Raw genomic sequence first — 18,629 nt, 5'->3', positions numbered from 1 at the left:
GTTCGGTGGCTGTGGCGTTCGAATACCGGGTCGGTGACATCCTCGAGCTGTCCTGTCCGTTCACCGCGGCACGGGTCACCGAGCTGACGGCGGACCAGGTCCGCGTCGAATGGCCCTGGTGGGCCGACGATCCCGACGGCGACGGCTGGAACGGCGTCGTCACGGTGCCGACCGGCCCCGGCGCACCCGGCTGGGAACACGAACTGTTCCGAATCCGGCCCGCCGACGGCGAACTCGCCGCCGACGCGCCGTGCCGGGTCGGGATTCCGCCGACCCTGGTGCGCGTGACCGGGCTGCGCGAGCACGAACCGCCGCGCGCCACCGGCCGGTTGCCCCGGCCGCGCCGGGAGATCGCCTACCTGCGTGCCGGACTCGCCGACGAGCCCGGAGCAACCGATCAGGAACCGGTGTTCGATCCCGACGACGGCATCCCCCGGACCGTCGAATTGCGATTCCGCCCCTACGCTTTCCTCGAACCGGGCGACGAGGTCGCCGACTCCTCCGGCCGCGCCTGGCGCTTCGGCGGACCCTGGGACTGGCAGCCGTTCGGCCCCGCCGCCACCGACGAACCGAGCTGGCCGCTGATGCTGCTCACCCGCGACGGCGACAGTGACGACGCCGCCGCGGTGGACGTCACCGAGGCCACGCTGTCCGGCTCGCACGGGGAGGAGATTTCGCGGTGGCGCGAACTCGCCGGGCTGGCCCCCGACGACGCCACCGCCGAATAGTCCGTCAGGACTTGGCCAGATACTCCAGACGTTCGCCGTCCACCGCCGCGCGCATCATGCCCGCCAGACCCGGATGGTTCTTCAGGCCCGGATCCGAGGACACGATCTCGCGCGCCACTTCCTGTGCGGCGGTGATGACTTCGAGGTCGTCGAGCAGCGACAGCAGGCGCAGGCTGCGGGCGGTTCCGGACTGGGCCGACCCCAGCACGTCACCCTCGCGACGCTGTTTGAGATCCAGAACCGCGAGTTCGAAACCGTCGGTGGTGCCCGCGACCGCCTCCAGCCGGGCCATGGCCGTCCCCATCGGATTGGTCTCGGTGATCAGCAGGCACAAGCCCGCGTGCTTGCCACGACCGACCCGGCCGCGCAGCTGATGCAACTGGCTGACGCCGAATCGGTCCGCGTCCACGATCACCATGACGGTGGCGTTCGGGACGTCGACACCGACCTCGACCACCGTGGTGCAGACCAGCACATCGATCTCGGCGTCGTTGAAATCCCGCATGACGCGGTCCTTCTCGTCCGCGGGCAGCCGGCCGTGCAACAGGCCCACGCGGAGATCCTTGAACGGGCCCGCCCCGAGCATCTCGTACATGTCGACGGCGGAATGGGTGGTGGGGCCTTCCTTCTCCTCCTCGGCTTTCGCCTTGCGGCCCTTGCCCTTCCCGTTCTCCTCCTCGTCGCCGATGCGCGAGCACACCACGTACGCCTGCCGCCCCTGCGACACCTCTTCGTGGATGCGCTCCCACGCGCGATCCACCCACGCCGGTTTCACCTTGGCGGGAACGACTTTCGAGGTGATCGGCGACCGGCCACGCGGCAGCTGGGTCAGCACCGAGGTCTCCAGATCACCCAGGGTGGTCATGGCGATGGTGCGCGGAATCGGGGTCGCGGTCATCACCAGCAGGTGCGGGCTCGCCGCGCCTTTCGCCTTGGCGCGCAGGGCATCCCGCTGCTCCACGCCGAACCGGTGCTGTTCGTCGACCACCACCATGCCCAGGTCGAAGAACTCCACATTGTCCTGGATCAGGGCGTGGGTGCCGATCACCAGACCGGCGTCACCGGTCACCGCGTCCAGCAGGGCGGCCTTCTTCTGGCCCGCCGACATGGAACCGGTCACCAGCACTATCTTGGTGGCGTTCTCGTCCGCGCCCAGCTCCCCCGCCGTGCCCAGATCGCCGAGCATCTTCGACAGCGACCGATAATGCTGGGCGGCAAGGACTTCCGTGGGGGCGAGCAGCGCGCACTGCTGACCGTTGTCCACCGCCTGCAGCATGGCGTGCAGGGCCACGATGGTCTTGCCCGAACCCACCTCACCCTGCAAGAGCCGGTGCATGGGGTGCGGACGCGACAGGTCCGCGGAGATCTCGTCGATGACCGTGCGCTGCCCCTCGGTCAGCTCGAACGGCAGCCGCTTGTCGAAGGCGGCGGCGATGCCGTCGGTGCGCGGCGGGCACGGCTTGGCGGTGCGGCCCTCGGTCTGATGGCGGCGCTCGGCCAGCACCAACTGCAGGGCCATCGCCTCGTCGAACCGCAGCCGGCCGCGGGCGGCCTCGATATCGGCCTTGTGCTCGGGTAGGTGGATCAGGCGCAGCGCGTCCGACACCGGCAGCAGCGAATGCTCGGTGCGCAGCGATTCCGGGAGCGGGTCGTCGATCGGGTCCAGCTGATCGAGCACCTGCCGGATGCAGCGCAGCAGATCCCAGCTCTGCACCTTCGCCGTCGACGGATAGACCGGGATGAACTCGCGCTCGAAGAACGAGACATCCACTCCCCCGGCGCCTTTCGCGGTCTGCGCCAGCCCGCGCAGCGCGCCGCCGCCGCGCACCGAGGTGAGGTTCTCGATCGACTCGCCCTGCTCGGGCAGGATCAGGTAGTCGGGGTGTGAGAGGTTCCAGCGGTCCGGCCGCCACCAGTGCACGGTGCCCGACATCATCGCCCGCACACCGTCTTTCACCAGATAGCGGACCTTGTCACCATTGAAGAAGGTGATCTCCACCGGGCGCGGGCCGCCGGTGTCCAGGTTCACCTTGAGCAGGCTGCCGCGACGATTCTTCATCGGGCGCAGATCGGTCTTGGTGACCCGGCCCATCACGGTGATGTGCTGGCCCTCCTCCGGCTGCTCCTCGGTGAGCGGCTGCCCCTGGGTGGCGTAGCGCAGCGGATAGTGCCGCAGCAGATCCTCGACGGTCTGCATGTCGAAGTGCTCCTGCAGCGATTCCGCCGCCTTCACCCCGAGCACGTGATCGAGCCGATCAGCCAGCGTCGCCATCTATTCCACCCCGATCTGCACCAGGTCACCGGCCTGACCGCCCGGGTACACCACCACTTCCACACCCGGGAAGCCGGCCGCCACATGCGCGGTCAAGTCGTCGGAAAGCCCTTCGGGCGCATCGCCGCCCAGGAGCATGGTCACCAATTCCCCGCCCAGTCCCAGCATTCGGTCCAGCAGCGTGCGACCGGCGGCCCGCACATCGGAATCGATGACCACCACATCGTGGCCGACCAATCCGAGCCCGTCGCCCGCCGCGCACATCCCCACCATGGTCAGCGCGCGCTCCGGCGCGACCCGCAGCGCACCCCACCGGGTTCCGGCCGCCGCCTCCGACATGGCGAACGCGTCGTCGGCCGCGGCCCGTCCGGCATCGTGCATCGACAGCGCCGCCAGGCCCTGCACCATGGACCCGCACGGCAGCATCAACACCTCGCGCTGCCCGTCGCGCGCCGCCACACTCACCGCGACCAGCTCGTGCGCGGGCAGGGCCCCGTTGGGCAACACCAGCACCTCCCGATGCGGGATGCGCCGGATCGCCTCGAGCAGAACCTCCGAGGTGACGGCCCCCTCGATCACGACCGCCCCCGCGTCCTCGAACAAGCGCACCGCCCCGACCCCCGACGCCACCGCCAGGATCGCGCGATCGACCCTTCCCGCCGGCCTGTGCCCGGAATCGTCGAGCACCTCGATCCGGATCCCGCTCAACGCCCCCGCCGCCAGCCCGGCCTCGACCGCCGCGCCCGCGTCCCCGCAATGCACGTGCGCGGACCAGGTTTCCGCGCCGTCGCCCACGACCACGACCGAATCCCCCAGCGCTCCCAGCCGATCCCGCAGCTCGCCGATGCGCTGCTCCTCGGTCCCGCGCACCAGGAACATCACCTCGTAGTGCGGGACACCACCGCCGACCGCGGAGCGCAGCGCATGCGCACCCGAATTGAGTACCGCCGCAATGGAATTCGATGCGGATACGCCGGAGGCGTGCGCGGCTGCCGGATGATCGACGTGATCGCCGTCCGGACCGGCCGCACCGAGGCCGTACTCGTCCTCCGCCGCCGAGAACTCGGAACGGCTCGGTGATGCCGAGGACCCGGAACCGTTCACGCCCGTCCAGGACGCGGGTTCCGTACTTCGCGCCTCGCGGTCCGGGATCCGGGACGGCCGCCCTTCGGGCGCGCCCCGCCGGTACACCGGGCGCGCGGGCGCGCTGCCCCCGGCCGCCACCACCAATTCGTCCAACAGCACGAGCAGTCCGCGCGCCCCCGCGTCGACCACCCCGGCCTCGCCCAGCACACCCAATTGGGTCGGCGTCTCCCCCAGCGCCTTGACCGCCCCGTCCGCCGCCGCCAGCGCCACACCCAGCAGATCCCGCTCGGTGGCATCGGCGGCGCGTTCGGCGGCCCGGTCCAGCACGGTGAGCATGGTCCCCTCGACCGGCGAGCTCAACGCCTCCCGCACCAGCCGCGCCGCCTGCCGCAGCGCGACCCGCAACGCCCGCTCGGTCAGCGGCCCCTCGGCGACCGCGTCCGCGATGCCGCGCAATACCTGCGACAGGATGATCCCGGAGTTTCCGCGGGCCCCGACGGTCGCCGCCCGCGCCATGGCGGCCGCGATGTCCCGGGCCGATAGGTCGGCGGCGTCCCGGACCGATAGGTCGGAGTCGCCCGTCGGGGCGGCAGCGCCCGACCGGGCCGCGGCTTCGGCCCCGCCGACTGCCGCCCGCATGGTGCTCAACAGGTTGGTGCCGGTGTCGGAGTCGGCGACGGGGAAGACATTGAGGGCGTTGATCTCGTCCCGGTGGCGTTCCAGGGCGGTGAGGGTGTGGCGACCCCAGTTCAACAGGGCCGTACCGTCGAGCGCGTCCGCTACCCCGGGCACCGTCACCGTCCTTCCGCTCACGTCGTGAAATCCCCTCGCCAGCCTAGTCGGGGCAACCGACACCGCGCCGTCACCTGGCGTTCGTACACCGCATACGGGACCGGTACCGGGGGGCTGATTGGACACGCCCGGGACGGGTTGGCTACTCTTGGGCGGTTGCCTCACGCAGGCACGGTCCTGCTCGCTCAGGTATCGGCATGCGTTCACCGGCTCTCAGCCGGTAGGTACGGTCCAAGACATTAGGCTTTCGGACACGCTGTACGTCGTGCAGCGGGTCCCTCTATGACATGAAGGAGCTCGCGACTATGGCTGCCGTCTGTGACGTCTGCGCCAAGGGCCCCGGCTTCGGTAAGTCGGTTTCGCACTCGCACCGGCGCACCAACCGTCGCTGGAACCCGAACATCCAGACCGTGCGCGCCCAGGTTGCCCCCGGCAACACTCGCCGCATGAACGTCTGCACCTCCTGCCTGAAGGCGGGCAAGGTCGTTCGCGGCTGATAAAGCGCTTTTCGTCGGAAGCCCCGGCACCCAGAATGGGTGAACCGGGGCTTTTGTCGTTCCGGGGACTGGACAGGTGGCAATCATGGGTGAGTGGCAGGTCGTTCCACTCGAACCGAAGTACGTCAACAGCATGTCCGAATGCCACATCGCCTGCTGGCGGGAGGCGTATCAGGGGCTGGTGCCCCAGCACGTGCTCGACGCCTTCGACGTGGACCGGCGGGCGGCGGCGTGGAGCCGGATCCTGTTCGAGTACCCGGGCCGGATCCGGGTCGCCGTGCTCGACGACGGCACCGTCATCGGCTTCGCGGGCAGCGGTGAGAACCGCGAGGAATCACCCGCCGCCGAATACGAGCTCAGCGCCCTCTACGTCCGCGCGACCTACCACGGCACAGGCGTGGCCCAGGCGCTGATGGACGAGGTGCTGCCGGAGACCGGCGATATCGCGCTGTGGGTGTTCGAGGAGAACCCCCGCGCGCGGGCCTTCTATACGAAATACGGCTTCGAACCCGACGGCGAACGCCGGGTCGAAGCCTTCTCTCCCGCACTGCAAGTGCGGATGGTGCGCCGGGCCCTGACGGGGTGAGGCCCGGCGCCGCGGATCACGCCGCGCCGTTGAGGCAATCCACCTGCTGGCTGATCGACTGCAGCAGGCACGCCGTCCGCGAGGTGACGTTGGACGAGAGTCCGCTCACGCTGTTGGTGTCGAGCAGGCTGCCGACGGGCTTGACCGAGGAGGTGGACTCGGGGACGTAGGGGTCCAGGGTCAACGGCTCGGCATTGGCGATGGCCGGGGCCGAGGCCAGCGCGGCACCGGCGGCCAGAGCGACGAAAACACCACGGGCAGTCTTCTTCTGCATACACATGCTCCTGAATCAGGTAACGGATCAGCGCTACGGCAGACGCCAGTCGACCGGCGCGGCCCCTAGGGTACCCAGCAATTCGTTGGTTCGGGAGAAAGGCCGAGATCCGAAGAATCCTCGCGAAGCCGACAGCGGTGACGGGTGCGCGGATTCGATGTACGGCGTATCGCCCAACATCGGCTTCAACGTGGACGCGTCGCGGCCCCACAGGATCGCCACCAGCGGCTGATCCCGGGCAACCAGCGCGCGAATTGCCTGCTCGGTCACCGCTTCCCAGCCCTTGCCGCGATGCGAGGCCGGCTGGCCCGGCTGCACGGTCAGCACGCGGTTGAGCATGAGCACGCCCTGATCGCACCACGGCGACAGATCACCGTTGGACGGCATCGGCAGGCCGAGGTCCTTGGTCAGCTCGGAGTAGATATTGGTCAGGCTGCGCGGAATCGGCGAAACGTCCGGGGCCACCGAGAAACTCAGGCCCACCGGATGCCCCGGCGTCGGATACGGATCCTGACCCACGATGAGTACCCGCACCTTGTCGAACGGCCGCTGGAAGGCCCGCAGCACGTTCTCCCCCTTCGGGAGATAGCCACGCCCCTCGGCGTTTTCGACTCGCAGGAATTCACCCATCGCGGCAATACGGTCGGCCACCGGTTCGAGGGCCTCGGCCCAGCCCGTATCGATGACTTCCGACAGTGGTTTCGCGCCCATGTCGGGAAAACTTATCGTGTCGAGTTTCATCGCGGTACCGGACCCTGCTATGCGAAGGAATCCCAACCGGCAGGTCCGGTTCGGGAGGTTCCGTCCACCGTCACGCCCTCGCCCGTGACAACCCGGCCGACGCGCCGCCAGCCCTCCGGCAAATCGCCCGAATCGGTGAACGTCGCGGCGAAGGCGTGGTCCTCCCCGCCCGCCAGAATCCAGTCCAGGGGGCTGACGCCCAGCGCCTTGCCGACCGCCTCCAACTCCGGGTCGGCCAGGGCTTCGGACTCCAGATCGATGGCCACCCGCGAGGATTCGGCGATATGCCCCAGATCGGCCAGCAAGCCGTCCGACACGTCGGTGAGCGCGGTGATCTCCGCGGTATCGGGCAGCTCCAGCACCGCCTCGTACGGGGGCCGCGGAACCCGGTGCGCGGCAACCACGTCCGCGAACTCCGTCTCCACGTCCGCGAACTCGGCGTTCCCGGCCGTGCCCGCGGACAGCACCGCGAACCCCGCACCCGAATGCCCCAGCGGCCCGGCCACCGCCACCACATCACCCGGCCGCGCACCCGACAATTTGATCGGCGCGCGACGCGGATCCCCGAAGGCCGTGACGCTGATGATGATCAGCGGGCTGCGCACCATGTCGCCGCCGGCGATGGACGCGCCCGCCCGCCCGGCCTCGGCCCACATCCCGTCGGCGAGCGCGCGCACGAACTCGACCGGCGTCTCGGCGGGACAGCCCAGCCCCACCACGAACGCGCTCGGCACCGCGCCCATGGCCACCACGTCGGCGGCGTTCTGGGCGATGGCCTTGCGGCCGATCTCCTGCGGGCTCGACCAGTCGGTCCGGAAGTGGCGGTCCTGCACCAGCATGTCGGTGGTCACCACGAAGCGGCCCTCGGGCGCGGCGATCACAGCGGCGTCGTCGCCCGGGCCCAGCAGCACGCCCGGCGTCTGCGTGCGCCCCGCGTTCACCAGCGCGATGAGCCCGAACTCGCCGAGCTCGCCCACGGTGCGGGCGGCCGGAACGGACTGCGGATCGCTGGCGGTGGTGATGGCGGTCTCCTTCGGGGCGAGTGTGATGCGGGCGGCCGACCGCTCGACGGTACCCTCGAACCCGCAATCGACGACCAGCAGCCGGGCAGCACACCGCGAGGACGCGCACACCCGGCACGGCACGATCGGGGATCGACGACCGGATGAGCAACGACACCCGCGGCACCGAACCGGACCACAGCGACGCGGCGGCGCCCGACGCCCTCGAGGACACGGCGGCCGAGACGCCCGCCACCGAGGCCGACGCCGACGCGAAGCCGGAGTCCGCGCACGCCGGGGACTCCGACGGCGAGTACGAGATGCGTCGTTCGCCCGCGCTCATCGCCACCGCTGTCGCGCTGCCGGTCGCCCTGGTCGTCGGACTGATCGTGATGGGCGTGCTGGCCAACCGGCACCACAGCCGCGACGCGCTGGCCCTCGGTTCGGTGCCCGCGCCCGCGGCCGCCGGACCCGAATGCACCGCGCTGCTCCCCGCCCTGCCCGACACGATCGGCGACTACACCACCGCCGAACTGGTGCAGCCCGCGCCGCCCGCCACCCACGCCTGGCAGCTGCCCGACGGCGGCGACGCCATCGTGGTGCGCTGCGGGCTGGACCGGCCGCTGGAATTCACCAAGTCCTCGCCGTTGCAGGTGGTGAACGGGGTCAACTGGTTCGAGCTGCGCGACCAGACCAGCGGCGTCACCTCCGGCACCTGGTGGGCCGTGGACCGCGGCACCTATGTCGCGCTGACCATGCCCGACAATGCCGGAGCGACTCCGCTGCAGGAAGTTTCGGAGGCCATCAAGAAGGCCATGCCCGAGAAGCCGATGGATCCGAACCCGATCCCCAACTGACAGATATATACGGAGAAGCCGGGTCGCTCAGAGCTTGCGGAGCGTGGCCTTCCCGGCGGTGAGATCGATCTCGGGTCCGTCGTCGCCGTCACCCGGATTCTCCCGGTGCATGAGCACCGACTGCCGCTGCTCCATCTCCAGCCGCTTGCCGGAGCTGAAGGCCGCGTCGAACTGTTCCAGGCCGATGGCCGCCGCGCCCCGGCCGTCCTCGTTCCGCATCCACGGCAGCGCGGTGCGCCCGGTCAGCTTGCGATACGCCACGTCGGCGAAGGCCACCGCGATGATCAGCAGGGCCAGACCGGGAATCGTGAGGGCGACGAGCACACCGTCGAGGTTACGCGCGGACCCGGCTCGCGGCGTCGCCCCGCGGTCGCACGCGAACGGCCCGGTTCATCATCCGAAATGATGAACCGGGCCGTCGACGGGGAAGTCAGCGCAGGCCGGTGCCGCGGGCGCGGGCGGTCTCGATGAGGGTGCTCACCAGGGTCCGGTTGTCGATCCCCGCGGCCTCCCACATGCGCGGGTACATGGAGATCGAGGTGAAGCCGGGCATGGTGTTGATCTCGTTGATGACCGGTCCGTCGGCGGTCACGAAGAAGTCGACGCGGGCCAGGCCCTGGCAGTCCAGGGCGCGGAAGGCGCGCACCGCGAGCTCCCGGATCTCCTGGGACACAGCGTCGTCCAGCTTGGCGGGGACGTCGAACTCGCAGACGTCGTCGAGGTACTTGGTGTCGAAGTCGTAGAAGTCGGGGGCCTGCGCGTCGTCCTCCGGCATCCGGATCTCGGCCACCACACTGGCTTCCACCCGGCCGTCCGGGAACTCCAGCACGCCGCACTCGACCTCACGACCGACGATCCCGGCCTCCACGATCACCTTCGGGTCGTGGCGGCGCGCCTCCTCGATGGCGGCGTCGAGCAGGTCCCAGCTGTCCACCTTGGTGATGCCGATGGAGGAGCCGCCACGGGCGGGCTTCACGAACACCGGCAGGCCCAGGCGATCGCGGTCGGCCGCGGAGACGGTCGCGACGCCGGGGCGCAGCACGATCTGCACGCCGATCGGAAGCCCCTCGGCCGCAAGCAGTTTCTTGGTGAACTCCTTGTCCATGCCGGCCGCGCTGGCCAGCACGCCCGGACCGACGTAGGGCAGTTCGGCCAGTTCCAGCAGACCCTGCAGGGTGCCGTCCTCACCGAACGCGCCGTGCAGCACCGGGAACACGATGTCGACGGCGCCGAGCACGGTCTGCGCGCCGTCCAGCGGCACCAGCGCGCCCGCCCGCGAGGGATCCGCGGTCAGCGCCAGCGCGGTGCCCTTGTCGTCGACCATGGGAAGCGCGCGATCCTGCGCGGACAGGGTCCGCGGGTCGGCGTCGCCGAGCACCCAGGTGCCGTCCCGCGTGATGCCGATCGGAACAGCCTCGTAGCGTTCGGGATCGAGGCTCGCCAACACGGTGCGCGCGGACACACACGACACCCCGTGCTCGTTGCTGCGGCCGCCGAACACCACCGCCACCCTGGTCCTGTTGGTCATGCCCCGAACCGTACCCGGTCGATTGTGGCGGCAGTGTTACGCGGTCGTCCCGAACCGGGGGTCGTTCACTCGGACTTCAGACGGCGGCCCTGCAATTGCCCGACCGCCTCCGCCGCCGAGAGCCCCTCGTGGCACACCTGATGCACCGCGTTGGTCAGCGGCATCTCCACCCCGTGCGCGGCGGCCAGCGCCCGCACCGATGTGCAGGACTTCACACCCTCCACGACCTGGCCATGAGTCGCCTCCAGGGCGGTCTCCATGGTGCCGCCCGCGCCCAGCGCGCGCCCGAAGGACCGATTGCGCGACAGCGGCGAGGTGCAGGTGGCCACCAGATCACCGACACCGGCCAGTCCGGCGAACGTCACCGGCTCCGCGCCGACCGCCACCCCCAGCCGGATGATCTCGGCCAGCCCGCGCGTGATGAGCGTGGCGATCGAGTTGTCGCCCAGCCCCATGCCCGAGGCGATCCCGCAGGCCAGCGCGATGACGTTCTTGCACGCCCCGCCGATCTCGCAGCCGATCACGTCGGAATTGGTGTACGGCCGGAAATAGCCGGTGGCACAGGCGTGCTGCACCGCCTCCGCGCGCGCCACGTCCGGGCAGGCGATCACGGTCGCGGCGGGCTGCCCGGCCGCGATCTCGTGCGAGAGGTTGGGGCCCGACAGCACCGCGATCCGGCTCGGATCCGCGCCGGAGACCTCCGCGATCACCTCGCTCATCCGCAGCAGCGTCCCGGTCTCGATGCCCTTGGCCAGACTCAGCAGCGTGGCATCGGCCGGAATCAGATCCTTCCAGGCCGCGAGATTGGCGCGCAGCGACTGCGACGGCACCGCCAGCACCACGATGTCGGCCCCGTCCAGCACGACGGCCGGATCATCGGACGCGGCCAGCGGCGGCAACACCACCCCGGGTAGATACCAGGGATTTCGATGCTCGGTGGCCAGCACCTTGGCCACCTCCGGCCGCCGAGCCCACATGGTGGTCTCGGTTCCCGCCTCCGCCAACACCTTCGCGAACGCGGTCCCCCATGACCCCGCTCCCAACACCGCTGCCCTTGCCATCAGACAAATATATGCGCGCACGCTGTGAGCCACTCCGTTGTGGCGTCTCCCCGAAATTCGACGCCGCTCACGCGCCCGTCATCTAGGAGTGGGAGGATTCGGGCATGCACTCGTCCGTGCACGCGGTCATCGCGGTCAAGAGCTTGGGACTCGCCAAGAGTCGGCTGGGTGATGGGCTGGGTCCGGAATACCGGCCGCGGCTGGTGCTGGCGATGCTGGCCGATACCGTGACCGCCGCCGCGACCACGCCGGGCATCGCCTCGGTGACCGTCGTGACGCCCGACCCGGCCGTGTCGGATCTGGTTCGTGAACTCGGCGCGCTCGTGCATCCCGAACCCGAGGTCGTCCCCGCGCACACCACCGGTCTGAACGCGGCGCTGGCAGCGGGCGCGGACGCGGTGCGGCGGGCGCACGGCCCGGTCGATCTGCTTGCCCTGCAAGCGGATCTGCCCGCGCTGCGTCCCGCAGAACTGGGCGAATTGCTCGCGAGCGCCGGGTATCGCCGGTCGGTGGTCACCGATCACGAGGGCAGTGGCACCGTCGCCCTGCTGGTGCGCGGCGGCGGGGACGATCCGCTGACCGCCGCGTTGAACCCGCTCTTCGGTCCGGACTCCGCCCGCCGCCATATCGCCGGGGGCGCGGTGGAGTTGCCGGGCGATTGGCCTGGATTACGTCAGGACGTCGATACCGCCGCGGATCTCGAGCGCGCCGCCGCGCTCGGCGTCGGGCGGGCGACCAGCGCGCTACTCCGAGAAATCAGCGTGTCGCAAGCGTGTCACGAAACCGGGAACGGGTGCCGGGCCGAATCATCACTGTCCTGACGCGGCGTGATCTGCGCTGCACTGGACGGTGTCAGAACCGCACCACACCCACGACATAAGGAATGATCGTGAGAGTGAGCGATACGGAAACCGTCAAGCAATCGCCGCTACTACCGGCGGCGCCGCCCGCGGCAACCCCACCGCCCACCGCGATAGCGCCGCTGCCCGCCGACCGGTACGTCAATCGGGAACTCAGCTGGCTCGACTTCAACGCCCGCGTGCTCGCGCTGGCCGAGGACCAGTCCCAGCCGCTGCTCGAACGAGCCAAATTCCTCGCCATTTTCGCGTCGAATCTGGACGAGTTCTACATGGTGCGCGTCGCGGGCCTCAAGCGCCGCGCCGAGACCGGGCTGTCGGTGCGGTCCGCCGACGGCCTGTCCCCCACCGAGCAACTCGAGATGATCGCGGTGCGCACCCAGGAGATCGCCGCGCGGCACGCCCGCGTCTTCCTGGACCAGGTGCTGCCCGCGCTCACCGCCGAGGGCATCGACATCATCCGCTGGGCCGACCTGGTGGACAGCGAGAAGGAACGCCTGTCCGGATATTTCCAGGATCAGGTGTTCCCGGTGCTGACCCCGCTGGCGGTCGACCCGGCCCACCCGTTCCCCTACATCAGCGGCCTGAGTCTGAATCTCGCCGTGACGGTTAAGGATTCGGTGACCGGCGGCGAGCACTTCGCCCGCGTCAAGGTGCCCGACAATGTGGACCGCTTCGTGCGGGTCCGCCGCGCCGGCAGCCGTGAATCCGGTGCGGCACAAGGCCCGTCCGGTGCCGCGCAGGGCCCGTCCATGGCCGCCTTCCTCCCCATGGAGGAGCTGATCGCCGCGCACCTGGATCAGCTGTTCCCGGGAATGGAAGTGGTGGAACAGCATTCGTTCCGCATCACCCGCAATGCCGACCTGGAGGTCGAGGAGGACCGCGACGAGGACCTGCTGCAGGCCCTCGAACGCGAACTCGCCCGCCGCCGCTTCGGCTCCCCGGTGCGCCTGGAAGTCTCCGACGACATGACCGAGCACATGCTCGATCTGCTGCTGCGTGAACTCGACGTCGACCCCGCCGACGTCATCCAGGTGCCGGGCCTGCTCGACCTGTCCTGCCTGTGGCAGGTCTACGGTGTGGACCGGCCCAACCTCAAGGACGCCCCCTACGTCCCCGCCACGCCGCCCGCCTTCGGCGAACGTGAAACGCCCCGAAACGTTTTCGCCGCCCTGCGCGAGGGCGACGTGCTGGTGCACCACCCCTACGACTCCTTCTCCACCAGCGTGCAGCGGTTCATCGAACAGGCCGCCGCCGACCCGCAGGTGCTGGCCATCAAGCAGACCCTGTACCGCACCTCGGGTGACTCCCCCATCGTCAACGCCCTCATCGACGCCGCCGAGGCCGGCAAGCAGGTGGTGGCGCTGGTCGAGATCAAGGCCCGCTTCGACGAGCAGGCCAACATCAAATGGGCGCGGGCGCTGGAGCAGGCGGGCGTGCACGTGGTCTACGGCCTGGTCGGGCTCAAGACCCACTGCAAGACCTGCCTGGTGGTGCGGCGCGAGGGAGCCACCATCCGTCGCTACTGTCACATCGGCACCGGGAATTACAACCCGAAGACCGCGCGCCTGTACGAGGACGTCGGATTGCTCACCGCCGCACCGGAGATCGGCGCGGACCTCACCGACCTGTTCAACTCGCTGACCGGCTATTCGCGAAAGGCCAACTACCGCAACCTGCTGGTGGCCCCGGTCGGCGTCCGCGCCGGGATCATCGAGCGGATCGAACGCGAGATCGAACTGGCGCGCGAGGGCGCCGACGCGCGAATCCGCGTGAAGGCCAACGCCATCGTCGACGAACAGGTCATCGACGCGCTCTACCGGGCCTCCCAGGCCGGGGTGCCGGTCGAGATCGTGGTGCGCGGCATCTGCGGCCTGCGCCCCGGCGTGCCCGGCATGAGCGACAACATCCAGGTGCGCTCGATTCTCGGGCGGTACCTGGAACATTCGCGGGTGCTGCACTTCCAGGCCCAGAACGAATACTGGATCGGCTCGGCCGACATGATGCACCGCAACCTCGACCGGCGCGTGGAAGTGCTGGCGCAGGTGAAGGATCCGCGTCTGGCCGACCAGCTCGGACAGGTGTTCGACTCCGCCACCCATCCGGCCACCCGCTGCTGGGTGCTGCGCCCCGACGGCAGCTGGCAGGCCCAGCCCGGCCCCGACGTGCCCTCCGACCAGATTCGCGACCACCAGGAGTACCTCATGCGGCTGCGTCGTCCGGACCGCCAGTGAGCAGACCCGCCAAGGACCCCGCCGCCGAATTCACCGATCCACCGGTCAAGGCCAATATCCTCGCGGCGGGGGCGGTGTTGTGGCGGCACGCCCCGGGCACCGACGCCGTCGAGATCGCCCTCGTGCACCGCCCCAAGTACGACGATTGGTCGCTGCCCAAGGGCAAGCTGGATCCCGGTGAGACGCCGGTGATCACGGCCGTGCGGGAGGTCACCGAGGAGACCGGGCTGAATTCGCGCCTGGGGCGCTATCTCGGCCACGTGACGTATCCGATCCCGGGCCATCGGAAGCTGAAGCGGGTGGACTACTGGGCCGCCGAGGTCGTCGACGGGGCCTTCGAGTCCAACTCGGAAGTCGACGTCCTGCACTGGTACCGCCTCGACCGGGTGATGGACGCCGTCTCCTATCCCATGGATCGCACCATCATCCGCAATTTCCTGCGCCAGCCCGCCGACACCGCCACCCTGTTGGTCGTCCGGCACGCCAAGGCCGGCCGCAACGACCGCTACGCCGGGGACGACGACCTGCGGTCGCTCGAAAAGGCCGGTCGCGCACAGGCTCGCGCCCTGGTGCCCAACCTTCTCGCCTTCGGCGCGGCCGAAATCATCTCGGCCCCACCGTCTCGTTGTGTCCAAACCGTGACCCCGCTGGCCGAAAAACTGGGTGTCGATATCGAACTGGAGCCGTTGTTCTCCGAATCCGGTTACGCGGCAGCACCCGATGCCGCCCGCAAACGCGCCCGCGACCTGGTCTCCACCGACTCGGTGCGGGTGATCTCCAGTCAGGGCAAGGTGATTCCGGATCTGCTGGAGTGGTGGGCCGCCGAGGACGGGGTGAGCCTGCCACCGGCCCGCAACCGCAAGGGCAGCGTGTGGGTGCTGTCCTTCCACGGCGGCCGGCTGGTCGCCGCGGACCATCTCGACCGCATTCTCGTCCCCGCCGACCTACCCCAGGGCTGACCGGGTCATCTGTCGTCCGGCGGCCGCCCAGAACCCTTGGAACGCCGCCGTACCGGCCGTTGTCCGGCCGAATCCACCCGGCGGACGGCCGATTCCGGCCCCCTACCGGCCCCGGACAAGCGAAACGGCCCGGCGATGCCGGGCCGTCTCACGTGTCGTCCTGCTCGAAAACCCCCGTCAGCGACGGGTTGTCGCCGGATTAGCGGCGCGCGGTGCGCTTCGCGGCGGCCTTCTTGGCGGGAGCCTTCTTGGCAGCCTTCTTGGCCGTGGTGGCCTTCGAGGCGGTGACCTTCTTGGCAGCGGCGGCCTTCTTGACCACGGCGGCCTTGGCCGGAGCCTTCTTGGCGACCGCCTTCTTGACGGCGGCCTTCTTGGCGACCGCCTTCTTGACGGCGGCCTTCTTGGCGGGAGCCTTCGACGCCGCCTTCTTGGCGGTGGTCTTGGCCGGAGCCTTGGTGGCGGCCTTCTTCACCGTCTTCTTGGCGGCGGCCTTCTTCGCACCGGCCTTGCCCGAAACCGGGGCAGCCACACCGCGCTTCACGGCCGGGCCGCTCGAGGCGATCTTCTGCTTGCCCGCGATGATCGCCTTGAACTGCGCACCGGGACGGAAGGCCGGGACCGAAGTCGGCTTCACCTTGACGGTTTCGCCGGTGCGCGGGTTGCGAGCGACACGCGCCGCGCGCTTCCGCTGCTCGAAGACGCCGAATCCCGTGATGGTGACGCTCTGACCTTTGTTCACAGCACGCACGATCGTGTCGACCATCTGCTCGACAGCTGCAGTAGCGGTGCGCCTGTCAGTACCCAACTTCTCGGTCAGAACATCGATCAGTTCCGCCTTGTTCATTGAATCCTCCGCAGACTAATTGGCCCGTCGTCGGACCGACTAGGTACCACGGTAAACCCTTTCGGGGCAAGAGTCTATGTGCCACGCGGAAATACATGACGCATGGCACACGCTCAGCTACCGGGTTTGAGGGCGTCCAGCTAACGCCCATCAATGATTACGTCTGCGAAATACGGGCCGGAATGGTTGCGGGTTTCCAAGTCGGCCTTGCGTTTTCGAACTGGCTGATCTCGTCGCTGTGCCGGAGAGTGAGACCGATGTCGTCCAGGCCTTCCAGCAGGCGCCACCGCGTGTAGTCGTCAATATCGAACGGCAACACGACGGTTCCGGCCGACACGGTGCGCGCCTCGAGGTCCACCGCCAATTCCAAACCCGGCTGTTCCTCGAGCAACTTCCAGAGCAATTCCACATCGCTCTGGGCCATCCGGGCCGTCAGAAGCCCGTCCTTGCCCGCGTTCCCGCGGAAGATGTCGGCGAAGCGAGACGAGATCACGACCCGGAAGCCGTAGTCCTTGAGGGCCCAAACCGCGTGCTCACGTGAGGATCCGGTCCCGAAATCCGGACCGGCGACCAGAACACTACCCCGGTTGTAAGGCTCGGTGTTCAGAATGAAGTTCGGATCCGTCCGCCATGCCGCGAACAGACCGTCCTCGAAACCCGTTCGGGTTACGCGCTTCAGATAGACGGCCGGGATGATCTGGTCGGTGTCGACATTGGATCGGCGCAACGGAACACCGATCCCCTTGTGGACCTTGAAGGCTTCCATCGTTGTTTCTCCTGAGTCAGTGGGGGCAGCGGAATCTGGGCCGCTACCGGCGGGCGATCAGTTCAGATCCGCAGGTGAGGACAGGGTTCCGCGCACCGCGGTGGCCGCCGCGACCAGCGGCGAGACCAGGTGCGTACGGCCGCCCTTGCCCTGGCGCCCTTCGAAGTTGCGGTTCGAGGTGGCGGCACAGCGCTGACCGGGGGAAAGCTGATCCGGGTTCATGCCCAGGCACATCGAGCAGCCCGGCTGACGCCATTCCGCGCCCGCGGCGGTGAAAATCTCGCCCAGACCCTCCTTTTCCGCCTGCAGCCGCACCCGCATCGAGCCCGGCACGATCAGCATCCGCACCCCGCCCGCGACCTTGCGGCCCTTCAGGATGTCGGCCACCGCGCGCAGATCCTCGATCCGGCCGTTGGTGCACGAACCCACGAAAACCGTGTCCACGGCGACGTCCCGCAGCGGGGTACCCGGGGTCAGGTCCATGTATTCCAGCGCCTTCTCGGCCGCCGCGCGCTCGTTCTCGTCGTGGATCTGCTCCGGATCCGGCACCGAGTCGCCCAGCGGCGCACCCTGTCCCGGGTTGGTGCCCCAGGTGACGAACGGGGTCAGCGCCGAGCCGTCCAGGTGCACCTCGGCGTCGAAAACCGCGCCCTCGTCGCTCTTCAGGGCGTCCCAGGCCGCCACGGCGGCATCCCAGTCCGCGCCCTGCGGGGCGTGCGGACGGCCCTTCAGGTACTCGTAGGTGACCTCGTCGGGGGCCACCATGCCCGCCCGGGCGCCGGCCTCGATCGACATGTTGCACATGGTCATCCGGGCCTCCATGGACATGGAGCGCACGGCCTCGCCGCGGTACTCCAGCACATAGCCCTGACCGCCGCCGGTGCCGATCTGCGCGATGACCGCCAGGATCACGTCCTTGGAGGTGACGCCGTGGGGCAGTTCACCGTCGATATTGATGGCCATGGTCTTGAACGGGCGCAGCGACAGCGTCTGCGTCGCCAGCACGTGTTCCACTTCCGAGGTGCCGATACCCATCGCCAGCGCGCCGAACGCACCGTGGGTGGAGGTGTGCGAATCACCGCACACCACCGTGGTTCCCGGCTGGGTCAGGCCCAGCTGCGGGCCCACCACGTGCACGATGCCCTGCTCGACATCGCCCATGGAGTGCAGGCGGACACCGAACTCCTCGCAGTTCTTGCGCAGCGTCTCGACCTGCAGGCGCGAGACCGGGTCCGCGATCGGCTTGTCGATGTCGACGGTGGGGACGTTGTGGTCCTCGGTGGCGATGGTGAGATCCGGGCGGCGGACCGGGCGGCCCGCGGCGCGCAGGCCGTCGAACGCCTGCGGGCTGGTGACCTCGTGCACCAGGTGCAGGTCGATGTAGATGAGATCGGGCTGGCGGTGCTCGCCCTCGCCTTCGCCGCGCACGACGACATGCTCGTCCCAGACCTTCTCCGCCAGAGTGCGTGGCCGGTCGGCCATAGCTCCATCACCTCTCGATAGACATTCCCGTGCCCGGGCTGGTGACACGGTGGCTCGCGTCCGA

18 protein-coding genes are annotated in these 18,629 nt (G+C 69.2%); 7 read left to right on the top strand and 11 right to left on the bottom strand.

Features of this window, described 5'->3' with window-relative positions; all coding sequences use genetic code 11:
* Positions 1 to 11: 11 nt before the first annotated feature.
* A complete protein-coding gene (locus tag ACQP06_RS09895) occupies positions 12 to 728 on the top strand; it encodes a hypothetical protein (protein WP_433671936.1) in 717 nt (238 codons plus the stop codon).
* Between the two features lie 4 nt (positions 729 to 732).
* Here the strand turns inward: ACQP06_RS09895 and recG are convergent, their stop codons facing one another.
* Positions 733 to 3,000, bottom strand: a complete 2,268-nt coding sequence (recG, locus tag ACQP06_RS09890; protein ID WP_433671935.1) for an ATP-dependent DNA helicase RecG — start codon at positions 2,998 to 3,000, stop codon at positions 733 to 735.
* Positions 3,001 to 4,899 (bottom strand): DAK2 domain-containing protein, encoded by a 1,899-nt coding sequence (locus ACQP06_RS09885; RefSeq protein ID WP_433671934.1) that lies wholly within the window; start codon positions 4,897 to 4,899, stop codon positions 3,001 to 3,003.
* 284 nt (positions 4,900 to 5,183) lie between these two features.
* Between ACQP06_RS09885 and rpmB the strand changes: the two genes are divergently transcribed.
* The gene (gene rpmB / locus ACQP06_RS09880; RefSeq protein WP_011210730.1) at positions 5,184 to 5,375 is read left to right on the top strand and encodes a 50S ribosomal protein L28; all 192 of its coding nucleotides are present in this window, start codon (positions 5,184 to 5,186) and stop codon (positions 5,373 to 5,375) included.
* An 85-nt stretch (positions 5,376 to 5,460) separates the two neighbouring features.
* Positions 5,461 to 5,961: an N-acetyltransferase family protein gene (locus ACQP06_RS09875; protein WP_433671933.1), complete on the top strand. Its 501-nt coding sequence runs from the start codon at positions 5,461 to 5,463 to the stop codon at positions 5,959 to 5,961.
* A 16-nt stretch (positions 5,962 to 5,977) separates the two neighbouring features.
* On the opposite strand, the gene ACQP06_RS09870 is transcribed toward ACQP06_RS09875, so the two are convergent.
* The 3 genes from ACQP06_RS09870 to ACQP06_RS09860 are packed head-to-tail and all read right to left on the bottom strand — an operon-like array spanning position 5,978 to position 7,953.
* Complete coding sequence (locus ACQP06_RS09870) at positions 5,978 to 6,235, bottom strand: hypothetical protein (RefSeq protein ID WP_357097557.1); 258 nt, start codon at positions 6,233 to 6,235, stop codon at positions 5,978 to 5,980.
* Positions 6,236 to 6,268: 33 nt separating this feature from the next.
* Positions 6,269 to 6,946, bottom strand: a complete 678-nt coding sequence (locus ACQP06_RS09865) for a uracil-DNA glycosylase (protein WP_357279964.1) — start codon at positions 6,944 to 6,946, stop codon at positions 6,269 to 6,271.
* 47 nt (positions 6,947 to 6,993) lie between these two features.
* Complete coding sequence (locus ACQP06_RS09860) at positions 6,994 to 7,953, bottom strand: thiamine-phosphate kinase (RefSeq protein WP_433673280.1); 960 nt, start codon at positions 7,951 to 7,953, stop codon at positions 6,994 to 6,996.
* A gap of 188 nt (positions 7,954 to 8,141) precedes the next feature.
* Here ACQP06_RS09860 and ACQP06_RS09855 point away from each other — a divergent pair, with 188 nt between their 5' ends.
* Complete coding sequence (locus tag ACQP06_RS09855; RefSeq protein ID WP_433593465.1) at positions 8,142 to 8,834, top strand: DUF3515 domain-containing protein; 693 nt, start codon at positions 8,142 to 8,144, stop codon at positions 8,832 to 8,834.
* Between the two features lie 27 nt (positions 8,835 to 8,861).
* On the opposite strand, the gene ACQP06_RS09850 is transcribed toward ACQP06_RS09855, so the two are convergent.
* From ACQP06_RS09850 to ACQP06_RS09840, 3 genes are all read right to left on the bottom strand, one after another.
* Entirely contained in the window at positions 8,862 to 9,158 is a 297-nt protein-coding gene (locus tag ACQP06_RS09850) for a DUF6191 domain-containing protein (protein ID WP_433671932.1), read from the bottom strand.
* Positions 9,159 to 9,264: 106 nt separating this feature from the next.
* Positions 9,265 to 10,362, bottom strand: a complete 1,098-nt coding sequence (locus tag ACQP06_RS09845) for a D-alanine--D-alanine ligase family protein (protein ID WP_433671931.1) — start codon at positions 10,360 to 10,362, stop codon at positions 9,265 to 9,267.
* A 65-nt stretch (positions 10,363 to 10,427) separates the two neighbouring features.
* Entirely contained in the window at positions 10,428 to 11,423 is a 996-nt protein-coding gene (locus tag ACQP06_RS09840) for an NAD(P)H-dependent glycerol-3-phosphate dehydrogenase (protein ID WP_433671930.1), read from the bottom strand.
* Positions 11,424 to 11,527: 104 nt separating this feature from the next.
* Between ACQP06_RS09840 and cofC the strand changes: the two genes are divergently transcribed.
* From cofC to ACQP06_RS09825, 3 genes are all read left to right on the top strand, one after another.
* A complete protein-coding gene (cofC, locus tag ACQP06_RS09835; RefSeq protein WP_433671929.1) occupies positions 11,528 to 12,244 on the top strand; it encodes a 2-phospho-L-lactate guanylyltransferase in 717 nt (238 codons plus the stop codon).
* 62 nt (positions 12,245 to 12,306) lie between these two features.
* Positions 12,307 to 14,514 carry an RNA degradosome polyphosphate kinase gene (locus tag ACQP06_RS09830; protein ID WP_433671928.1) on the top strand — a complete coding sequence of 736 codons (2,208 nt, stop codon included), beginning with the start codon at positions 12,307 to 12,309 and terminating at the stop codon, positions 14,512 to 14,514.
* Positions 14,511 to 15,473, top strand: coding sequence for an NUDIX hydrolase (locus ACQP06_RS09825; protein ID WP_433671927.1), 963 nt, complete (start codon positions 14,511 to 14,513; stop codon positions 15,471 to 15,473). Before ACQP06_RS09830 ends, ACQP06_RS09825 begins: the two co-directional genes overlap by 4 nt.
* Positions 15,474 to 15,672: 199 nt before the next feature.
* Here the strand turns inward: ACQP06_RS09825 and ACQP06_RS09820 are convergent, their stop codons facing one another.
* From ACQP06_RS09820 to leuC, 3 genes are all read right to left on the bottom strand, one after another.
* On the bottom strand, positions 15,673 to 16,317 hold the full coding sequence (locus tag ACQP06_RS09820) for an HU family DNA-binding protein (RefSeq protein ID WP_433671926.1): 645 nt from the start codon (positions 16,315 to 16,317) through the stop codon (positions 15,673 to 15,675).
* 157 nt (positions 16,318 to 16,474) lie between these two features.
* Positions 16,475 to 17,083 carry a 3-isopropylmalate dehydratase small subunit gene (leuD, locus tag ACQP06_RS09815; protein WP_357097576.1) on the bottom strand — a complete coding sequence of 203 codons (609 nt, stop codon included), beginning with the start codon at positions 17,081 to 17,083 and terminating at the stop codon, positions 16,475 to 16,477.
* A 57-nt stretch (positions 17,084 to 17,140) separates the two neighbouring features.
* Positions 17,141 to 18,565: a 3-isopropylmalate dehydratase large subunit gene (gene leuC, locus ACQP06_RS09810; protein WP_433671925.1), complete on the bottom strand. Its 1,425-nt coding sequence runs from the start codon at positions 18,563 to 18,565 to the stop codon at positions 17,141 to 17,143.
* Positions 18,566 to 18,629 lie beyond the last annotated feature (64 nt).

Origin of the sequence: Nocardia sp. CA-136227, from assembly GCF_050955695.1 — a bacterium.
Taxonomy (GTDB): Bacteria; Actinomycetota; Actinomycetes; order Mycobacteriales; family Mycobacteriaceae; genus Nocardia.
Note: the sequence above shows the minus strand (reverse complement) of the source record. Positions and strands in the feature narration are given on the sequence as shown.

What these genes read in the sequence shown, in the direction of transcription:
- recG (WP_433671935.1), bottom strand. Translation starts at nt 3,000, where the DNA reads ATGGCGACGCTGGCTGATCGGCTCGATCACGTGCTCGGGGTGAAGGCG.
- rpmB (WP_011210730.1), top strand. Translation starts at nt 5,184, where the DNA reads ATGGCTGCCGTCTGTGACGTCTGCGCCAAGGGCCCCGGCTTCGGTAAG.
- ACQP06_RS09875 (WP_433671933.1), top strand. Translation starts at nt 5,461, where the DNA reads ATGGGTGAGTGGCAGGTCGTTCCACTCGAACCGAAGTACGTCAACAGC.
- ACQP06_RS09870 (WP_357097557.1), bottom strand. Translation starts at nt 6,235, where the DNA reads ATGCAGAAGAAGACTGCCCGTGGTGTTTTCGTCGCTCTGGCCGCCGGT.
- ACQP06_RS09865 (WP_357279964.1), bottom strand. Translation starts at nt 6,946, where the DNA reads ATGGGCGCGAAACCACTGTCGGAAGTCATCGATACGGGCTGGGCCGAG.
- ACQP06_RS09855 (WP_433593465.1), top strand. Translation starts at nt 8,142, where the DNA reads ATGAGCAACGACACCCGCGGCACCGAACCGGACCACAGCGACGCGGCG.
- ACQP06_RS09845 (WP_433671931.1), bottom strand. Translation starts at nt 10,362, where the DNA reads ATGACCAACAGGACCAGGGTGGCGGTGGTGTTCGGCGGCCGCAGCAAC.
- ACQP06_RS09840 (WP_433671930.1), bottom strand. Translation starts at nt 11,423, where the DNA reads ATGGCAAGGGCAGCGGTGTTGGGAGCGGGGTCATGGGGGACCGCGTTC.
- cofC (WP_433671929.1), top strand. Translation starts at nt 11,528, where the DNA reads ATGCACTCGTCCGTGCACGCGGTCATCGCGGTCAAGAGCTTGGGACTC.
- ACQP06_RS09830 (WP_433671928.1), top strand. Translation starts at nt 12,307, where the DNA reads ATGATCGTGAGAGTGAGCGATACGGAAACCGTCAAGCAATCGCCGCTA.
- ACQP06_RS09820 (WP_433671926.1), bottom strand. Translation starts at nt 16,317, where the DNA reads ATGAACAAGGCGGAACTGATCGATGTTCTGACCGAGAAGTTGGGTACT.
- leuD (WP_357097576.1), bottom strand. Translation starts at nt 17,083, where the DNA reads ATGGAAGCCTTCAAGGTCCACAAGGGGATCGGTGTTCCGTTGCGCCGA.
- leuC (WP_433671925.1), bottom strand. Translation starts at nt 18,565, where the DNA reads ATGGCCGACCGGCCACGCACTCTGGCGGAGAAGGTCTGGGACGAGCAT.